Source organism: Paenibacillus sp. WG02 (genome assembly GCF_055396115.1).
The window spans coordinates 5,267,338-5,285,471 of record NZ_AP036016.1; the positions used below are offsets into that span (position 1 = coordinate 5,267,338).

22 protein-coding genes and 1 pseudogene are annotated in these 18,134 nt (G+C 46.0%); 1 reads left to right on the plus strand and 22 read right to left on the minus strand.

The window, feature by feature from the left end; all coding sequences use genetic code 11:
* Position 1: 1 nt before the first annotated feature.
* The 22 genes and pseudogenes from ACBP55_RS24140 to ACBP55_RS24245 form a co-directional block, all read right to left on the minus strand.
* Positions 2 to 454, minus strand: coding sequence for a hypothetical protein (locus ACBP55_RS24140; protein ID WP_029197141.1), 453 nt, complete (start codon positions 452 to 454; stop codon positions 2 to 4).
* Positions 455 to 594: 140 nt separating this feature from the next.
* Complete coding sequence (locus ACBP55_RS24145) at positions 595 to 1,428, minus strand: TlyA family RNA methyltransferase (protein ID WP_464645467.1); 834 nt, start codon at positions 1,426 to 1,428, stop codon at positions 595 to 597.
* Positions 1,429 to 1,465: 37 nt separating this feature from the next.
* Positions 1,466 to 3,352, minus strand: coding sequence for a 1-deoxy-D-xylulose-5-phosphate synthase (gene dxs / locus ACBP55_RS24150; protein WP_464645468.1), 1,887 nt, complete (start codon positions 3,350 to 3,352; stop codon positions 1,466 to 1,468).
* Positions 3,353 to 3,466: 114 nt separating this feature from the next.
* Complete coding sequence (locus tag ACBP55_RS24155) at positions 3,467 to 4,324, minus strand: polyprenyl synthetase family protein (RefSeq protein WP_464653398.1); 858 nt, start codon at positions 4,322 to 4,324, stop codon at positions 3,467 to 3,469.
* 49 nt (positions 4,325 to 4,373) lie between these two features.
* Positions 4,374 to 4,628 (minus strand): exodeoxyribonuclease VII small subunit, encoded by a 255-nt coding sequence (gene xseB / locus ACBP55_RS24160; protein ID WP_029197145.1) that lies wholly within the window; start codon positions 4,626 to 4,628, stop codon positions 4,374 to 4,376.
* A complete protein-coding gene (xseA, locus tag ACBP55_RS24165; RefSeq protein WP_464645469.1) occupies positions 4,615 to 5,985 on the minus strand; it encodes an exodeoxyribonuclease VII large subunit in 1,371 nt (456 codons plus the stop codon). The genes xseB and xseA overlap by 14 nt, the downstream gene beginning before the upstream one ends.
* 8 nt (positions 5,986 to 5,993) lie before the next feature.
* Positions 5,994 to 6,860, minus strand: coding sequence for a bifunctional methylenetetrahydrofolate dehydrogenase/methenyltetrahydrofolate cyclohydrolase FolD (folD, locus tag ACBP55_RS24170; protein WP_173184393.1), 867 nt, complete (start codon positions 6,858 to 6,860; stop codon positions 5,994 to 5,996).
* A 70-nt stretch (positions 6,861 to 6,930) separates the two neighbouring features.
* Positions 6,931 to 7,389, minus strand: a complete 459-nt coding sequence (gene nusB, locus ACBP55_RS24175) for a transcription antitermination factor NusB (protein ID WP_029197148.1) — start codon at positions 7,387 to 7,389, stop codon at positions 6,931 to 6,933.
* Between the two features lie 141 nt (positions 7,390 to 7,530).
* Positions 7,531 to 7,758, minus strand: coding sequence for a DUF2273 domain-containing protein (locus ACBP55_RS24180; RefSeq protein WP_029197149.1), 228 nt, complete (start codon positions 7,756 to 7,758; stop codon positions 7,531 to 7,533).
* 14 nt (positions 7,759 to 7,772) lie between these two features.
* On the minus strand, positions 7,773 to 8,333 hold the full coding sequence (amaP, locus tag ACBP55_RS24185) for an alkaline shock response membrane anchor protein AmaP (RefSeq protein ID WP_173184387.1): 561 nt from the start codon (positions 8,331 to 8,333) through the stop codon (positions 7,773 to 7,775).
* An 87-nt stretch (positions 8,334 to 8,420) separates the two neighbouring features.
* Entirely contained in the window at positions 8,421 to 8,834 is a 414-nt protein-coding gene (locus ACBP55_RS24190) for an Asp23/Gls24 family envelope stress response protein (RefSeq protein WP_464645470.1), read from the minus strand.
* Positions 8,835 to 8,962: 128 nt separating this feature from the next.
* On the minus strand, positions 8,963 to 10,321 hold the full coding sequence (gene accC / locus ACBP55_RS24195) for an acetyl-CoA carboxylase biotin carboxylase subunit (RefSeq protein ID WP_464645471.1): 1,359 nt from the start codon (positions 10,319 to 10,321) through the stop codon (positions 8,963 to 8,965).
* Positions 10,322 to 10,425: 104 nt separating this feature from the next.
* Positions 10,426 to 10,923 (minus strand): acetyl-CoA carboxylase biotin carboxyl carrier protein, encoded by a 498-nt coding sequence (accB, locus tag ACBP55_RS24200; protein ID WP_464645472.1) that lies wholly within the window; start codon positions 10,921 to 10,923, stop codon positions 10,426 to 10,428.
* A gap of 156 nt (positions 10,924 to 11,079) precedes the next feature.
* On the minus strand, positions 11,080 to 11,820 hold the full coding sequence (locus ACBP55_RS24205) for a SpoIIIAH-like family protein (RefSeq protein WP_464645473.1): 741 nt from the start codon (positions 11,818 to 11,820) through the stop codon (positions 11,080 to 11,082).
* Positions 11,821 to 11,855: 35 nt separating this feature from the next.
* Complete coding sequence (gene spoIIIAG / locus ACBP55_RS24210) at positions 11,856 to 12,494, minus strand: stage III sporulation protein AG (protein WP_173184379.1); 639 nt, start codon at positions 12,492 to 12,494, stop codon at positions 11,856 to 11,858.
* 4 nt (positions 12,495 to 12,498) lie between these two features.
* Positions 12,499 to 13,248, minus strand: coding sequence for a stage III sporulation protein AF (gene spoIIIAF / locus ACBP55_RS24215; protein WP_464645474.1), 750 nt, complete (start codon positions 13,246 to 13,248; stop codon positions 12,499 to 12,501).
* 12 nt (positions 13,249 to 13,260) lie between these two features.
* Positions 13,261 to 14,460 carry a stage III sporulation protein AE gene (spoIIIAE, locus tag ACBP55_RS24220; RefSeq protein ID WP_464645475.1) on the minus strand — a complete coding sequence of 400 codons (1,200 nt, stop codon included), beginning with the start codon at positions 14,458 to 14,460 and terminating at the stop codon, positions 13,261 to 13,263.
* A 23-nt stretch (positions 14,461 to 14,483) separates the two neighbouring features.
* Positions 14,484 to 14,873, minus strand: coding sequence for a stage III sporulation protein AD (spoIIIAD, locus tag ACBP55_RS24225; RefSeq protein ID WP_029197157.1), 390 nt, complete (start codon positions 14,871 to 14,873; stop codon positions 14,484 to 14,486).
* Positions 14,874 to 14,883: 10 nt separating this feature from the next.
* A complete protein-coding gene (spoIIIAC, locus tag ACBP55_RS24230; RefSeq protein WP_029197158.1) occupies positions 14,884 to 15,087 on the minus strand; it encodes a stage III sporulation protein AC in 204 nt (67 codons plus the stop codon).
* 62 nt (positions 15,088 to 15,149) lie between these two features.
* Positions 15,150 to 15,668: a stage III sporulation protein SpoIIIAB gene (spoIIIAB, locus tag ACBP55_RS24235; protein ID WP_029197159.1), complete on the minus strand. Its 519-nt coding sequence runs from the start codon at positions 15,666 to 15,668 to the stop codon at positions 15,150 to 15,152.
* A 6-nt stretch (positions 15,669 to 15,674) separates the two neighbouring features.
* Positions 15,675 to 16,657 (minus strand): annotated as a pseudogene (gene spoIIIAA, locus ACBP55_RS24240) (stage III sporulation protein AA).
* 72 nt (positions 16,658 to 16,729) lie between these two features.
* Entirely contained in the window at positions 16,730 to 16,993 is a 264-nt protein-coding gene (locus ACBP55_RS24245; protein ID WP_029197161.1) for a YqhV family protein, read from the minus strand.
* A gap of 336 nt (positions 16,994 to 17,329) precedes the next feature.
* Here ACBP55_RS24245 and comA point away from each other — a divergent pair, with 336 nt between their 5' ends.
* Positions 17,330 to 18,133 (plus strand): phosphosulfolactate synthase, encoded by an 804-nt coding sequence (gene comA / locus ACBP55_RS24250; RefSeq protein WP_464645476.1) that lies wholly within the window; start codon positions 17,330 to 17,332, stop codon positions 18,131 to 18,133.
* Position 18,134: the final 1 nt, after the last annotated feature.

Sequence of the window (18,134 nt, forward strand, 5' to 3'; positions counted from 1 at the left end):
CTTACACCTCTATATGAAATGTGATTTTTTTAATTTTGTTTAGAGCCATATCCACATAAAGCAACCCATCAGCTTCTGGATAAATCAGACTATAGGCTAGCAGCATGTCGCGAACGGCACTACCTGTCATTTCAAGCGGTTTTCGTTCCTTTGCTACTTTCACGAGGTAAATGTGCTCTTCTTTCTGAGCAAAATAGTCGATAAATAACCGGCTTTCCAGTTGTTCTCTTTCATTGATCGTCATCCTGATGGGAATTTTGGTTTTACCGGCAAGTACATCGAAGCCAGCTCCTTCAAGCAGCTCCACGACTTCGTCCTGCGGGATGTCTGAGTGTCTAGGAATCCTTCTTCGCTTCTTATTCGGTCCGTCCAGCCATCGTTGGAATCGCCAAAAGATAATGCCTACAACTATGATCAGGATTAACAAAATGACTTTAACATCGCCTTGTTCCATGTCCTCACCTCGCCATAGTATTCGCGGATTTACATGGAAAATCCTTCTTTATGAAGCAAGGATAAACGACTCCGTTGTCCCTTAGGGACGAAGTGAAAAAACCCATCTCTGGGCCGCAAAAGGCGTTCTCAAAGATGAGTTTATTTGCCATGCAATTTTTGTGCTTCTTTGACTGTCTCAGCAATCAAAGCTTTCAGAGAAGAAGCATCAGCTAGAGACGTATTGTCATCCGTATTACTTGACCAATAGGCAAGGAATTCAATATTCCCTTCCCCTCCAGTGATTGGTGAGTATGTCAGTCCTTTCAGGCGAAAGCCTAACTCTTCTGCAAAAGTTAACACAGTGGTCAGCACATCCACATGCACATCTGGATCGCGTACAACACCGGATTTGCCGACTTTCTCTCTTCCTGCCTCGAACTGAGGTTTAATAAGGGCAACCACCTGCCCCTGATTTAATAAGATCTCCTTCAGTGGCGGTAAAATAATTCGCAGCGAAATGAAAGAAACATCTATGCTTGCAAAGGTAGGTCGCGGACCGTTCAAATCCTCCATTTTCGTATAGCGAAAATTCGTTCTCTCCATCACATGAACACGTTCATCATTACGAAGTGACCAGTCCAATTGATTATAGCCAACATCGACGGCGTACACAGAAGCAGCACCATTTTGCAGAGCACAGTCGGTAAATCCGCCTGTTGAGGCTCCGATATCAAGCATAACAGCTCCATTTAAATCGATATCAAATTGTTTCAATGCCTTCTCTAACTTAAGGCCGCCTCTGCTTACATAAGGATGAATGGCACCTTTCACTTTCAAAACAGCCTTCCGGCTAATCTTCATTCCCGCTTTATCAACAGGTTCTTCATCAGCAAAAACAAGGCCAGCCATAATGGCGGCCTTTGCTTTTTCTCTGCTTTCGAAATAGCCTTGCTCAAGAAGCAATAGATCTAATCGTTCTTTATCCGATGACATTGTGTTTGTGTTACTCCTATTCTTATCATCCATAGCCTTAAGCTCGTTGTCGTTTACGCGGCACTAGCTTCTTCACTTCAGCGATTAAGTTTTGTGTGGTAAGTCCAACTTCTTCACGTTGTTCCTTCACGCTACCATGCTCTACGAAGTAATCCGGGATACCCATAATGTGAACGTTCAATCCAACAACCCCTTTGGCTGCATAGAATTCCAGTATGCTGCTGCCAAATCCGCCTTGGATTGCCCCTTCTTCCATCGTGATAAGTGGAATAGACTCGCTTGCTAATTGAAGTAAGCAGGCTTCATCAAGCGGTTTGATAAACCGTGCATTCACAATGCGAAGGTTAATGCCTTCCTTTGCTAATTGTTCGGCTGCTTCTTCCGCAATCTGCACCATCGGTCCAACTGCAAGTACAGCAGCATAATCCCCGTCGCGCAAAGTCTCCCACGTACCAATTGGAATTGCTTTGGGCGCTTCAACAGTGCTCGCTCCCGTTCCACTATTTCTAGGATAGCGGTATGCAATAGGTCCATCATTGTACTCAATAGCAGTCTGCATCATATCTCTTAACTCACGTTCGTCCTTCGGCATCATAAGCACCATGTTCGGAAGCGTCCGTAAAAATGAAATATCGTAAGCGCCATGATGGGTCTCGCCATCTGGACCTACAAACCCTGCACGGTCAATAGCAAACGTTACGTTCAGCTTCGGACGGCAAATGTCGTGGACAACTTGATCGTAAGCTCTCTGTAGAAAAGTAGAATATACCGCAAATACAGGTTTCAGACCTTCACTCGCAAGTCCTGCACAAAGTGTAGCCGCATGCTGCTCCGCAATACCGACGTCAATCATCCGATTGGGAAACTGCTTCGCGAACTTCAGCAACCCAGAGCCTCCCGGCATTGCCGGCGTAACCGCAACAATTCTGGAGTCCTTCTCAGCAAGCTCGATTAACGTATTCCCAAAAATTTCTGTATACATAGGAGGACCTACGGATTTAAGCACTTGACCTGATTCGATCTTGTAAGGTCCCGGACCATGCCAACTGTGCGAATCCTGTTCAGCAGGCGTATACCCTTTTCCTTTGGTCGTAACGACATGAACAAGCACAGGACCGTTGACTTTCTCGGCCTGTTTAAGCGTATCAAGCAATACCGGCAAATTATGTCCGTCTACAGGACCAATGTATGTGAAACCTAATTCCTCAAACCAAACACCGTTCAGTACAAAATATTTGAGACTGTCCTTCAGCTTTTCCGCGGTTTTGGCCAAGGTGCCGCCGATGGCAGGAATTTTCTTAAGTAAATGTTCAACTTCTTCTTTGGCCTTTAAATAATGACGATCCGAACGAATTTTGCTCAAATAATTATGAATCGCCCCGACATTGGGCGCAATCGACATTTCATTGTCATTCAGAATGACCATAATATTTTTCTTCTCATGACCAATGTGGTTCATTGCTTCTAATGCCATACCGCCAGTAATAGCCCCATCACCGATAACAGCAACAACTTTATTATGTTCACCTTTAAGATCGCGGGCCATCGCCATTCCCATAGCGGCTGACAGCGAGGTACTGCTATGACCGGCTTCCCAGACGTCATGTTCACTTTCAGAGCGTTTTACGAATCCACAAAGTCCCTTGTACTTACGCAGAGTATCGAATTTATCTTTGCGACCGGTTAAAATTTTGTGGACATAAGCTTGATGACCCACATCAAAAATAAATTTATCATACGGGCTGTGGAACAAGGTATGTAAAGCAATGGTGAGCTCAACCACACCTAAATTGGAGGACAAGTGTCCACCTGTAACGGACAGCTTCTCTATCAGAAATTGACGGATTTCACCAGCCAATGTCTCAAGCTCCGTCAAGGATAAACGCTTCAAGTCCTCAGGCCGATTGATTTGTTCGAGCAGCACGCTTGTTTCCTCACTTTCAATGTGAAAATGCTAAGATTTCACCATTATATCATAGTTTTGGGTATTACGTGTAAAACGGCAACAAACACAAGGGATAGTGCACCTTATAAAAGATTAATGATCCCTCTGCATTAAGTAATCCGCCAGTTGGAGAAGCCTCTCCGGGTGCGCAATCTGTGCACGAAGTAACGTTTCTTTGGCGTGATTCGTTAAATCCTTGACCTTCTGCTCCGAAGTTTCCATTCCAATAAAAAAGGGATAGGTTACCTTTTGCTGCTTCTCATCGCTCTTCACGGGTTTACCTAACTTCTTCTCATCTCCGATAATATCCAAAATATCATCCTGAATCTGAAAAGCAAGACCAATCGCATTGCCGAATTCACTAAGTGCACTCAGTTGCGCTTCCGTTGCGCCCGCAATATGACCGCCGGCACGTAAGGAGAAAACAATGAGATCACTTGTCTTATGCGTATGAATGAAAGCTAATTCTTCAAGCTTTGTTATGCCTTGCTCCCCGAGCATATCAGCGGCTTGACCGCCAACCATCCCTCTTGCTCCTGCATATACGGCAAGTTCTTCTGTAATGGCCAGCACGCGTTCTGCTGGAATTCCATGACTTTTATGAGCTTGCGTAATGCTGAAGAATGCTTGAGTCAGCAGTGCATCGCCAGCTAGAATGGCCATGGCCTCACCATACACCTTATGGTTCGTCAGCTTGCCACGGCGATAATCATCATTATCCATGGCTGGCAAATCGTCATGAACCAGGGAGTATGTATGAACCATCTCAATGGCTAGCGCAACAGGCATTGCTGCTTCTAGAGAACCCCCAAGCACTTCAGCTGCTGCGAGTACCAGAATGGGGCGCAAGCGCTTGCCTCCAGCCATTAAGGAGTAGTTCATGGACTCACGAAGTGAACCAGGAACGTCCCATGCTGCAGGCAGCGCTTGGATTAAAGCCGCTTCGACCATGTCTGCATGGGAAGCTATATATTCATGAATCGTTGACGTCTTATTCAACCTAATTCCCCTTATCTTCCAAGACAGGTTGGAAAGGCTTCCTGCTCACAGTGCCCGTTTCACCTTCAACCAGCATCTCAATTTTCTTTTCTACTTGTTCTAGCTTCACACCGCATAGATGGGAGAGCCGAACGCCTTCCTGATATAGCTCAATGGCTTTCTCCAAAGGCACATCACCGCTTTCCAATTGGGCAACAATGCGCTCCAGCTGTTCAATGGCCAATTCAAAACTAACTTCCGTTTCACTCGTTGACATCTTTGTTCTCCTCCATCCCCGATACCTGACAATTCAATCTTCCGTCCTTCAGACGAATCTTAACGAAATCCCCCACCTTCACTTGGGAGACTGAACGAATGAGCTGCTGCTCATCTTCATCGTACGCTAAGCTGTAGCCCCGCTGCATGACCTTCAGCGGGCTGAGGGCGTCCAAATGACGGACGCCTGACTGCCACTCCTGCTTCTTCGTACGCAGGAGGGTCTGCATCGCCGTGAGCATCTGCCGCCCCGCCGTATCCAAGCGACGCCTTGCCGACACGGCCTGCTCTTTGGGATTGAAGCTAGATAAGCGGCGCTCCAGCTTCGATCGCCGTTCCGCCAGCAGAGTGAGGCGCTGGCGCATGCGGTAACCGAGCTGCTCCGCCAGCCGGTCGAGCCGCTCCGCAGGCTGCATCAGCAGCTGCCTGCGGGGGTTCGTCAGGAACGGGGAGCGCTTCGCGCGCTCCAGCCGTTCCTGCTTGCGGCGCAGCTGCTGGAGCAGCCCGTAGTGCAGCCGCTGCGCGAGCTGCGACAGCTGCTGCTTCAGCTCGTGGTGGTGCGGCACCGCGAGCTCGGCCGCCGCCGTAGGCGTCGGCGCTCTGAGATCGGCGACGAAGTCTGCGATCGTGAAGTCCGTCTCGTGGCCGACGGCCGAGATGATGGGAATCGCGGAGGCTGCGATAGCCCGCGCAACGGCTTCCTCGTTGAACGCCCAGAGCTCCTCGAGCGAGCCGCCGCCGCGGCCCACGATGAGCACGTCGGCTTCACCGAGCCGATTCATCGCTTCGATCGCTTTGACGATCGAAGGCGCCGCTTGCGCTCCCTGTACCAATACCGGGTACAGGAGGATCGGAATCGACGGAAAACGCCGCTGCAGTGTGATGATGACATCACGAATAGCGGCTCCCGTCGGAGATGTGATCACGCCGATCGCGCGTGGAAACCGAGGAATCGGTTTCTTGCGCTCCGCCGCGAACAGCCCTTCCCCTTCGAGCTTCTTCTTGAGCTGCTCGAAGGCCAAATACAAACTGCCGATGCCATCAGGCTGCATCGCCGTCACATAGAACTGATACGCTCCGTCTCTTTCGTATACGGAAATATTACCGCGAGCGATCACTTTCGTTCCCTCTTTCGGTATAAAACCGAGCTTCTGGTTATGCGAAGCAAACATGATGCTTTTTAGCCTGCCATCCGCATCTTTGATCGTAAAATACATATGACCACTGGAATGGTGAGTAAAATTAGAGATTTCCCCACGAACCCAAACATCCTGCAGACGGGAATCGCCCTCTAGCATGAGTTTAATATACCGGTTCAAATCCTTGACAGATAAAATCTTCGTCTCGTTTCTCGCCATACTCCTGATTAAACACTCACATTCGCTTTAGCTGCGCGACTTGCTGCATCTACAGTGTTGCGAAGCAGCATGGTAATCGTCATTGGACCTACGCAACCGGGTACGGGTGTGATTGCACTTGCAATCTCTTTAACCGCTTCGAAATCAACATCCCCGGTCAATTTACCGTCAGCAGGACGATTCATCCCCACATCGATAACGACGGCACCAGGCTTCACGTGATGAGCTTTAATCAAATGCGCTTTTCCAACAGCAACAACAAGAATATCCGCTTGTTTCGTAATTTCCTCCATATTCGGAGTACGAGAGTGAACAACGGATACTGTCGCATGCTCGCGCAGAAGCAGCATAGCCATTGGTTTGCCTACGATGTTGCTTCTTCCTACTACAACAGCGTGCTTACCAGCTATTTCTACTCCCGTGCGTTTTAGAATTTCGATAACACCATGCGGGGTACATGGCTTCATGCCGTCTTTGCCAATCATCAAGTTACCGACATTAATGGGGTGGAAACAATCTACATCCTTAAGCGGATCAATTTCATCAACAACAGCTTCTTCATTGATATGCTTAGGCAGCGGTGATTGAACAAGAATGCCGTTAATTCGGTTATCACTATTAAATTTATGAATAAGTGCGATTAACTCTTGTTGCGTTGTATGTTCTGGCAAACGATGAACTTCGGAATAAATCCCTACATCATCGCAAGCCTTCGCTTTGTTTCTTACATATACCTGTGAAGCCGCATCTTCTCCAACAATAACAACGACAAGACCAGGCTGGTTGCCTTGCGCAGTTAGCGCGGCCGCATCCGACCTGATCTCCTCACGGATGGAACTCACGAGTTCTTTCCCATTAATAACTTGTGCAGACATGTTATTTCCCCCTAAGAGTTTTGTGAAAAACTTAATGGCTATATATAAATGGTTGAATAATCAATGTTAATTAGGACGGTGTAACTTTGCCCTTTAAATCTTCAACTTCTTTAATCATTTTACCAAGTACACCGTTAACGAACTTACCTGACTCCTCCGTGCCATAATGCTTGGCTAAATCAATCGCCTCATTGACGACAACTTTAGGTGGAACATCGTCCCTATACAGCATTTCATACACTGCTAAACGCAGCACTTCACGATCAATCCGTGAGAGCCTGTCCATCGCCCATCCTTTTAAGTACTCTTCAAGCAGTTCATCAATTCTAACTTTGTTACTGTATGTACCCTCAACGAGTTCAATGATGTAAAGAGGGTCAATTTTATCGCCGGAAAAATTCAACTCTGTTTCATTATCGTTCTCTGCTTCATGAATCGCAATTTGGACAGCTTCCTGAGGTGTAGCCTCGTTCATCTGGATTTGGTAAAGGCTTTGTACAGCAATTTCTCGTGCAACTCTGCGTTTCATTGTGGTCCTCCTAAAGTTTTCGCCAGAAAACTGACTTCGTAAGCATTCGATTGTGTAATTCGTCCTAAAAAACTCTTTTTACTAGTATACGTCATATTGGAATGAATCCAAACAAAAAAATCCATGGTAGAACCAGGGATTTTAGCGAAACATTCTCCATTTTTGCGTGAGATAGCGCCAAATGTCTTCTAGAATGACGAATCTTTCTTTCCGATCCAGTTTGTTCCCTACATACAAGCCGAGCAGAACAATGAATCCAAAGATCAACATATCCCAAAAACCAAAAAATAAATAAATGAAGCCGAAGAAAACGCCTGCTGCCACTCCGATCACTTTGCCCCTATGGGACTCCCACAGCTCATTCCACATGAGTGGGTTCACCTCTATTCGACTCGGCTTTTAAAAGTTGGGGCTGATTGCACGATGTTCGCTACGAATACGGTAACGGAAGCTACAGGAATGCCAGTAATATCTTCGATGTAACTTTTCACAGTACTTTGCATCTCTTCAGTAAGCTCAGGAATCGAACTTTCCCCATCCACAATCGTTCTGATCGTAATCTCTAAACCTGATTGATTCACCCTTACTCGGGCGCGAAGATCTTTGGCACCTTTGGTACGACCAGCAGCTTTCAAAGATAAATTCTCAACAGTTTCAATCGAGATACGAATATCTCCGAAATCCGTTCGTTGGTCGATAGATGGTGCCTGAGAACGGCCACGACGCAGTGTTAAAATGAGAAAACGAACAGAGATCAGCAGCATGATCAAGCTGATAATTATCGCCGGATAAGCAAAGCTTTTTTCGAAATAAAAATTACTTAGCATTTGACCTGCTTGTTCTAACGGGATCCAGCTTGAAGCTGTGAACAAAACAACGATAGAAGCAACTAGAATAATTAGGCTATAGAGAAGTAGCAAGAGCCTGTCCACAATTTTACCCACGTAAGCTTGTCCCCTTCCTATAGTTAGAGGAAACCCCCTGCAACCTGTAGGGGGTTTCAATTGATCCATATGGATGCAGCAATCCGCCTATTTCACACGATGGGCAACTGCTGTTTCTTCTTCAACCGGTTTATCTGCCTGTTTAAAATGAACATCATGAATATGAACGTTGACTTCAACAACGTTTAAGCCTGTCATCGATTCAATGGCCTGCTTCACATTATGCTGAATGTCGCTTGCAACTTCAGGAATTCGATTGCCATATTCAATAATGATGGAGACGTCAATGGCTGCTTCACGTTGTCCGACTTCTACCTTTACGCCTTTGGACAAATTCTTACGTCCAAGCAATTCAGCAATGCCGCCAGCTAATCCGCCACTCATCCCCGCTACTCCTTGCACTTCCACCGTTGCCAAACCGGCAATGATTTCGATAACCTCGGGGGCAATTTGGATGCTGCCCATGTCTGTTTTGACGTAATCCGGAGCGATTGTGCTCATTGTGGCACCTCCTTAGAGTTTGTAATGCAAACTTACTTCGTAAGCATTTTTTTGCTTAATCCATGGTTTGGATAAGCCATCTTAATTTATAACTATACCATTTCACCAAAAATATGACAAATGTTTGTCTACGATTCTGGATCATTCACATCGTGCTCTTCCAAGAACTTAATATCATGGTCACCCTTGATAAATTTCTTGTGCTCAAGCAGCTTCAAATGGAATGGAATCGTCGTGTTCACACCGTCCACTGCAAATTCGGTGAGCGCTCTTTTCATACGGGCAATCGCTTCTTCTCGCGTACTTCCCCAAACAATGAGCTTAGCGATCATGGAATCGTAGTGCGGCGGGATTGTGTAGCCCGGATATACCGCGCTGTCAACACGAACGCCAAAACCACCTGGCGGCAAGTAAAATTTCACTTGACCCGCTGAAGGCATGAAGTTCCGGTTCGGATCCTCCGCATTCACACGGCACTCGATGGCCCATCCATTGATGCGGACGTCCTCTTGTGCAAAAGATAGGGGATTGCCTTCAGCTACACGAATCATCTCTTGGATGATATCGATTCCTGTAATCATTTCGGTTACCGGATGCTCAACTTGAATTCTCGTGTTCATCTCCATGAAGTAGAAATTACCATCAGGGCCGAGTAGGAACTCAAGAGTTCCAGCACCGGAATAATTAACGGCTTTCGCTGCACGAACGGCCGCTTGCCCCATCGCCGTGCGTGTTTCAGCTGTCAGAATCGGGCAAGGAGCTTCCTCAACAAGCTTCTGTCTACGGCGCTGAACGGAACAGTCACGCTCACCTAAGTGAACTACATTACCGTGTTTATCAGCTATAATTTGAATTTCAACATGCTTCATGCCTGTTAAGTATTTCTCTAAATATATACCTGCGTTGCCAAAAGCATTTTGTGCTTCTTGCTGCGCTGCTGTAATTTGCTGAACAAGTGTTTCCTCGTTCTCGGCAATACGTATCCCTTTACCGCCGCCGCCTGCTGTTGCTTTAATGATGATCGGGTAACCGATATCTCTAGCAATGACAATCGCGTCGTCAATGTTCTCAACCAAACCGTCAGAACCAGGAATGATCGGTACTCTCGCTTCTTTCATCGTTTGCTTGGCAACCGCTTTATCACCCATACGGCTAATCGCATCCGGGGATGGACCGATAAAGGTAATATTGCAGCTCTCGCAAATTTCTGCGAAGTCCGCATTTTCTGCTAAGAAGCCATATCCCGGATGGATAGCATCACATTCCGTTAGTGTAGCAACACTCATCAAGTTCGTGAAGTTCAAATAGCTGTCTTTGGAAGCAGTCGGCCCAATACAATAGGCTTCGTCGGCTAGACGCACATGAAGCGCATCACGATCAGCTTCTGAATAAACAGCTACTGTATAAATGCCAAGCTCACGACAAGCCCGGATAATACGAACAGCAATTTCTCCGCGATTCGCTATTAGGATTTTATGAAATTCCATTGTTTTTCCTCCTAAAAGTTTTCCGTTAGGAAAACTTGCATCATAAGCGTGTACTGAGTTTTGCTCAAGCAAAACTGCGTCATAAGCATAAGCTTACTGATCGCTTACTCTGGTCTAACTAAAAATAAAGGTTGTCCATACTCAACAAGCTGACCGTTATCTACGAGCACTTCAACGATTTCACCTTTAATTTCAGCTTCGATTTCATTCATCAATTTCATAGCTTCCACAATACAGACGACGTTTTTGTCGCCTACTTTGGAGCCAACACTTACGAAAGGAGCAGAGCCAGGAGAAGCAGACTGGTAGAAGGTTCCTACCATCGGTGAAACTATCTTATGTAAAGATGAGTCCTCTTGCTTAGCATGTCCAGTAGTCGTTGGAATAGAAACTTCGATAGCGGCTGCAGGCGCTGTGTTAGCAATGCTTGCTTGACCGATCGGAGCATACGTGTGTTGAACGGGGGCCGTTACGTAGACTGACTCCGTTTTATTCGGCTTGCGAATAGAAAGGCGTGCACCTTCATTTTCGATTTCAAGCTCTTGTAAAGAGGATTGATCGACGAGTTTGATCAACTCTTTGATTTCACTCAATTTGAACATTCATGTCACTCCTTCAAGGTTGGTGAACCAGTAAAAAATGCGGTTTCATAGCCGCAACGTATGTATTATACCCATAAACGCAAGAAATGGAAAGAGTCCAGTTTGTCCGGACCCTTTCCATTGCCATCCTAGGCAGGCTAAACTCACCTCATTTTACTAAGGACGAACATATTGAATCTTGATATTTTCCGGACCTGTGCCAAGCTCTTTCATCACCAAATCAACGATTGTTACACCTTGACTTTTCTCCAATTTATCGCTTTGAACTGTCACTTTCCACTTGTTACTGTTACCATCTTGATTAATGATAGCTTGCGGGAAATCTTTCATAAGCACAGCTTCTATATTTTCTACTTTATCTTGGATATCTGTCAGCTTCGCTAAGTCATTCGTCGCTTTTACTACAGCTTCCGGTGACTTCTTCGAATCGGTAATAATTTCCATCAAAGCAGTGGACGTTTTGCTAAAATAATCACTTTGTTTCATTTGCTCAGTCGTGAAATAATCGCTAGCTGATGTCGTTTTCGCTTGCTCTTCAACGATCTTGAGAACTTGATCATCCGTTTTGGCCGTATTTGGATTAGTTGTCTTGGAAGCATCTTGCGTCGTTGTTGTTTTAGCATCGGTTTTCACGTCTGTTTTTGTTGAATTTTGTGGAGTCACAGCTTTTGTGTCGACTTTTGCATCTCCGCCAGTTGTTGCTTTCACATCAGTTTTGGCTGCATTTGCAGGGTCAACCTGACTCATATCAATCTTCACTTCTTGTGATTTATTGATCGTTTGTGTTGATGCTAAATCAAGCTTATTGACATCTTCTGTGAACAGATAATAGGCAGAGAGTACCACCATTAAACTAAGCATAGAAACGAGCCAAATTGTTTGTCTTTTCGCATTCATTGAAATTCCTCCTCAATTTTGATTAACTACTACATTCATCCCCCAGTTTTGCGGGGTAAAATAGAGATCCTACTTGCTTGCACATCAAGTCCTCGCTCTACAGCTTCTGTAATCATTTTTTTTACCGTGAGATTCTCGGCGCCTTTGGCGACAACGATGACGCCTCTGATTTTCGGTTTAATGTATTTGAGCACAAGCGGTTTCTGGTCACCGGAAACTTGATAGACAACCACTTCTCCGCTCCGCGTTACCTGAGATATATTCCGTGTTGCTCCGCCATTGTCACGTTCTGTCGTCATTTGCTGATTGTCATTGTAATTTTTGTCGACGGTCATTTCTTCCGTTGACTCAATTGTAACGAGCACTTCAACATCGCCTACGCCAACAATTTTTTGCAATATCTCCTTCAACTGTGTTTGATAGGCCGCTTCATAGTCGTGAAAGGCAGAATTTTCTTTGGAATTACTATTGAGAAATGTTTCTTTGCTGGGTTGCGGAGAGGCTCTGCCCGCATTGATGGGATCAACTTCTTTTACAGTCATAAATGCATTCATAATCATCAGCGCAGCTCCCAAGAGTCCAATCATGACGACCCACAATAGCGTGTTCTTACGTTTGGGTCCTCCCGGACCTCCGCCGAATTTGTGCTCCATCCATTGCAGCAATGTTCCCATCGATTCACCTCGCAATCTTTCCATTCCGCTGATTCATTTGGATATCAATCTGTGCAGGCTCCACGATCCAATCACGCACGATTTTTTGCTTGAGTTGGTCTACCTCTTGCTCGATTCGTGACGATAACTTAGGTTGAGCTGCTGCTTCTTTGTCACTTGAGTTACTTCCCTGAAGCTTTGTTGCTGGTTCGATCCGTATCGGATCAATCGGCTTGACTGGCTCCATGACAGCTATGCTTTTGGAGGCTGACGTTGATTGTACCTGTTTCGTCTTTTCTATATCATCAAGGGTTACCCTGACTTTCGTTATCGCGGGTTTCCCGTTATTGTCGATTTGCGCCAGCACTTGAACATCTTGGACGATCAGCTCAGTTTGTTTTTGTAAATCCTCTTTCATCAGTCCTGCAAGCTGTGTTTGAATCATTTGCTGTGTTTGCTTTTGTCCTGCTTCTTGTAGCTTCTGGGCATCTTTCGTAATCACATCGAGCGATTTCATAAATGGATTTCCACCGCCGCTGCTCGCAAGCATTGTTTTCTCGTTTTGCCGCTGCTCCGCTTGACCGATCAATTGATCGATGTCCCAATTCTTTTGAAACAATTGAAGTACCGGAGATAGCAGTGTTAGCAAGATGAATAAACTCATAACCGTTTTGACATACCGCTGCATGGTATTACTAGGAAGCAGTAGATCAACGAATGTAGCCAACATAATGACCATGATGACGCTCTTTAGCCAACCCGCTAACCAATCCATAGCTGCCTCCTTTCACCGCATCATCACGGAGACATTACTGATCGTAATCATGATCGTCAGAGCTAAAAAGAACATCAAGCTGACGGCTGCCAGTGCCGCAAACACATAAACTAAGCTCTTTCCTATCGTTTGCAAGCAAGCGATTATCGGACTATCTCCCAAGGGCTGCATGATCGCTGCGGATAAGTTATAGATGAAAGCTAATGTTAAAATTTTGATAGCCGGAAACGCGCACAACATAATTAGAATGACAACCCCAACGAGTCCGATGGCATTTTTCACAAGCAGCGATGCCCCAATTACGGTCTCTGTTGCATCCGAGAATAAGCGTCCCACAACGGGGACAAAGTTTCCGGTAATGTACTTTGCCGTTCGAATCGCCACGCCGTCTCTAACCGCTCCCGCAGTCCCTTGAATCGATATAACGCCGAGGAAAACAGTAACGAATACGCCGAGCATACTTAAACTTATTGTGCGCAGCAGATTCGCTAGCTGGGTGACTTTGTATTTCTCGCTTAGCGAACTCACGATGTGCAGGACAGCTGAAAAGAACAACAAAGGGAATATAAACACATATATCGCTGTGCCAACGGAATGAATCATGAACACAATCAGAGGGTGTAAGATCGCCACAGAAGTGACATTTCCCATCGATGCCAAAAGAGTTAACAGCAAAGGAACAATGGCAATCATGAATTGAATCATGGATGAAATAGCCGTTTTGGCGTAACCGATTGCGACGCTGAAGCTGTTGATGGCTATAATGATCAGAACCATATAGGTAATTGAATAACCAAGCTTGCTAACCGTGTTTCTTTCAAAGGAGCTTTGCAGCGTTTCGAGTATCATACTGAAAATCGTCAAGATTACGATCGAAGCAAGCAGCTTTCCATTAATGATGATTTCGTGGAACACATAGCTTAGCAGCCCTTTGAAAATGCTCTTCATGCTAATGCCCTTCGTTCCAAGCAGCAATTCCATGAACGTTGGCGTCTTGCTTTCAGGGAAGTAACCGCCATAATCCTTCATGAGCTTATCCCAGTATTGCTCAACAGGTTCCGTATTCAGATGGTTGGCCTGCTCTTTGATAATGATATCCGTTGGGGATTCAGCAGCCATCGTGCCCGTCAAGCCAAGCCATAAGCCCATTGTCATTATGATCAAAAGGATCCAGCGGTTGTTCAGCTTCTGGTGCGAATAAAGTAGATTCATTTAGGTCACTCCTCATGGATCATCTAAGCAGGGAGTAGTTTAACAACGGTCTCAATGATGACAGATATGATGGGAATTGCCATCACCATAATGAGCACTTTCCCAGAAAGTTCGATCTTGGAGGCAATGGATTCTTGACCGGCATCTCGCACGATTTGGGCACCGAATTCAGCGATATAGGCAACACCGATGATTTTCAGAATTGTTTTAAGAAAAACCATATTGATACTTGATTTTTGAGCTATGTCCTCGAGCACCTGGATGACAGAGGAAATTTTACCAATCAGGAACAAAAAAATCATGATGCCCGTAAATGCTGCCAGCAAGAAAGCGAACATTGGCTTCTGCTCTTTGATGATGAGCGTTAATATGGTAACGATGAGTCCTAAACCTACGATCTGGATGATTTCCATCAGGCCCACCTCATTGGAATAGGAAGATCGTTTTGATTTCTTTAAACAAATGATCGAGCATACTGACGACCATAAAGAGCACGACCACGAAGCCAATGACCGTGACCCAGTGTGCCATATCCTCTTTGCCCATCTGCTTGAGCACCGAATGGATCATCGCGATGATGATTCCGATGCCGGCGATCTGGAAAATGGCATTCACATCTACGTTCATTCCAGGCACCTCACTCTGTTGACAAGGAACTCACTTGTACGGCCAAGTATCCCTTGCTACCCTTAATACATCAATATCACGATCAATGCTCCGATTAAGACACCGAGGCTTTTCCACATCTTCTCGTAGCGCCGCTGCTCTTCCCTAGACTCGTTTTCTTCCGTTTGAAGTTGGCTAATAGCGAGGCGTAAATGTTTGATTTGATCACTTCGATCCGTGAGTCCAAGAACGGCTCCCAGCTGCAGCACTACTTCTTGTTCCGCTTGCTTCATCGAAGTTCTTGTCCATACATCATTGACACTCCATTGCCAAATCTCACGGGTGGACTTACCGTCACTCTTCAATAACCGCTCTGAAGTTAATCGAAATAAGGAAGAAAGCGGTTCTGCGACCTGCTTACTCAGTGAGGCAAAAGCTTCAGGCAACGGTGTGAGTGCGTACATAATTTCCGTTTCCATTCTCCCTAACGCGCTGATAAGGGTACGGATTTGCTTGGGACGCCTTACATAGTGCGCAGCCTTGAGGAAGCCAAACAATGTGGCAGCACCGATAATAAGAACCCCACCGACAAATTTCAGCATCTAACATCATCCTTTACGCACAGGATAGAGCTCCAAGGACTTGCCCTGATAATCCAAGATGCGATAGGAAGCTGGTGCACCTTTTCTTCTATGCAGGATGACATACCTTGTGAATACCCCCTCATCCAACAGCTGCTTCAGAACCGGCCTTCTGCGTACATCCTCATAATCAGCGCCATGCGCAGTGGCTACGACGCGAATCCCGGTGTGTACCGCCTCATGGATGGCGTTCGCATCTTCTGGACGCCCAATCTCATCCACAATCAGGACATCCGGTGATAACGATCGGATCATCATCATCATGCCTTCCGCCTTCGGACAACCATCCATGACGTCAGTCCGTGGCCCCAGATCGAATCTGGGTACACCTTTGACACAAGCAGCCAGTTCCGATCGTTCATCCACTACTCCCACTTTCTTACCAGACGCCGAGACGTTATTCGCCCCCCAGTCTCCCGGCTAATCAATCTAGCCAGATCGCGGATCAACGTTGTTTTCCCATGCTGCGGCGGTGAAATGATGAGCGTATGATGGATGCTTCTAAGCAAAGGATCGAATAGCTGTGGTAAGACCTCTTGGCCAACCCCTTGAATCTCACGGGCAATCCTGATGTTAAAAGAACTCACATCCCGTATTTGCTTGACATGTCCCTGATCCAAAACAGTTCGCCCTGCTAGTCCTACTCGATGACCGCCTGCAATCGTGATATAGCCTCTGCGCAGCTCTTCCTCGAAGGTATACAAGGAATGATTCGTGAGCATCTCTAGCAGCGTCAGACAGTCCTGCCGTGAAGGCTTGTATGCCTTCGTTTCCTGAGTCACCATCTCCCCCCGTTCACCTACAAAGGTATAACGATCCCCCCAGCTAATCTCAAGGGGCCGTGACTCTCTCACCCTGATTTCTTCAACACTAGCTTGTACGTCTGGCGGCAGTGCGGCTAAGAGAAATCGGAAAGTTTGAGGCAGCAAGTACATAATCGAATCGAGCATAGGGAGACATCCCTCCAAGTTGTCCAGTCTTCTATACTCATTTCTATGCTTAATAGAAAGAAATATGACCGATTACTTTTTTAAAATGCCTATAAACAGACAGCTAACCCCAGCAATCACCCAAAGCATCTTACCCATTGATAGTTTCTCTGCAATCCCTACCAATCCAATCGTCGTTGTTGCTAGTAATACTAGAGGACCTACTAGAGCCAAACCCGAGTTCACCAGCAGCGCTTTCTCTACCGTCGCGAGCCTTAGCATCAAGATCGCTGCAATAATTTCGATACTCCCCGACATCATCCTCAGCGAAGCCATCGTTAGGACAATTTTATTCATTTCTTTCTACTCCTCCTCGTAAAAATGTTTGAACTCTATGTGTCGTCGAATATTTAGCGGAGCGGATTTATAAAAGGCCGGAAGAGCGACTTTTGTAAAGCTGTTCCTACCAACTTATTCCAATAAAAGGAACAGCTTTACAATGGAGTCCTGGAGGTTTTTATAAATTCGCGGAGCGACCATTCATTCGACAGAACGCAAAGGATAGGGTCAAAGCTTTTTACCCTACCTTATGCAAGCTCGTCTGATTTTAGGCATACTGGGCACCTCCATTTGTGAAGATGCATATGCTGAACACAGAATTGAACCTTCAAAGGACAGTGAGGAGAATTACCGATGGAAGTGACCTCTCATTTGAAATGGAACCCCGTTCTAGCCGACCCCACAGGACAAAGGCAGGCTAAACCAAGAACGCTGGGCAAAACGATGGTGATGGATAAAGGATTAGGATTGAACGCTTTTCAAGACCTGCTCAGCACGTCAAGCAGCCATCTCGATATGATCAAAATTGGCTTCGGTACCTCGCCGCTTTACCCGTTACCCGTACTTAAAAGTAAAATTTACTCTGCAAAAGAAAACGGCATCTGTATTTATCCAGGCGGTACCTTTCTGGAGGTCGCTATCAGACAGAATGCTGTAAGCTCTTTTTTTGACATGCTTATCGCGCTTGGTTTTAATGGTGTGGAAATTTCGGACGGGACGATTGAGATGGAGCGCAGACTTCGAAATGAACTTATTTCCAGAGGATTGGAAGAAGGTTTTGAGGTCATTACCGAATATGGCAAGAAAGGCTGGGGATCCTCCATTGAGTTGGAGGAATTAATTGAAACCGTCTTAATCGACACGGAACTCGGGGCAAAAATGGTTACCATTGAAGCCCGGGAATCGGGTATGGGCGTCGGCATTTTTGATCAGAACGGGAAATGCAAGGACGACGAGCTGCAAAGAGTGCTTTCCGCAATTCCCGGAGAACTGCTCTTATGGGAAGTTCCGCTCAAAAGTCAGCAGGTACATTTAATTAACATGCTAGGCCCCAACATCCACTTAGGTAATATTCCACCGGATGAGTTGATTGCGCTGGAAGCACTACGGAGAGGACTTCGTTCCGATACGTTGTCATTGGGTACCAGAAAGGATTAAA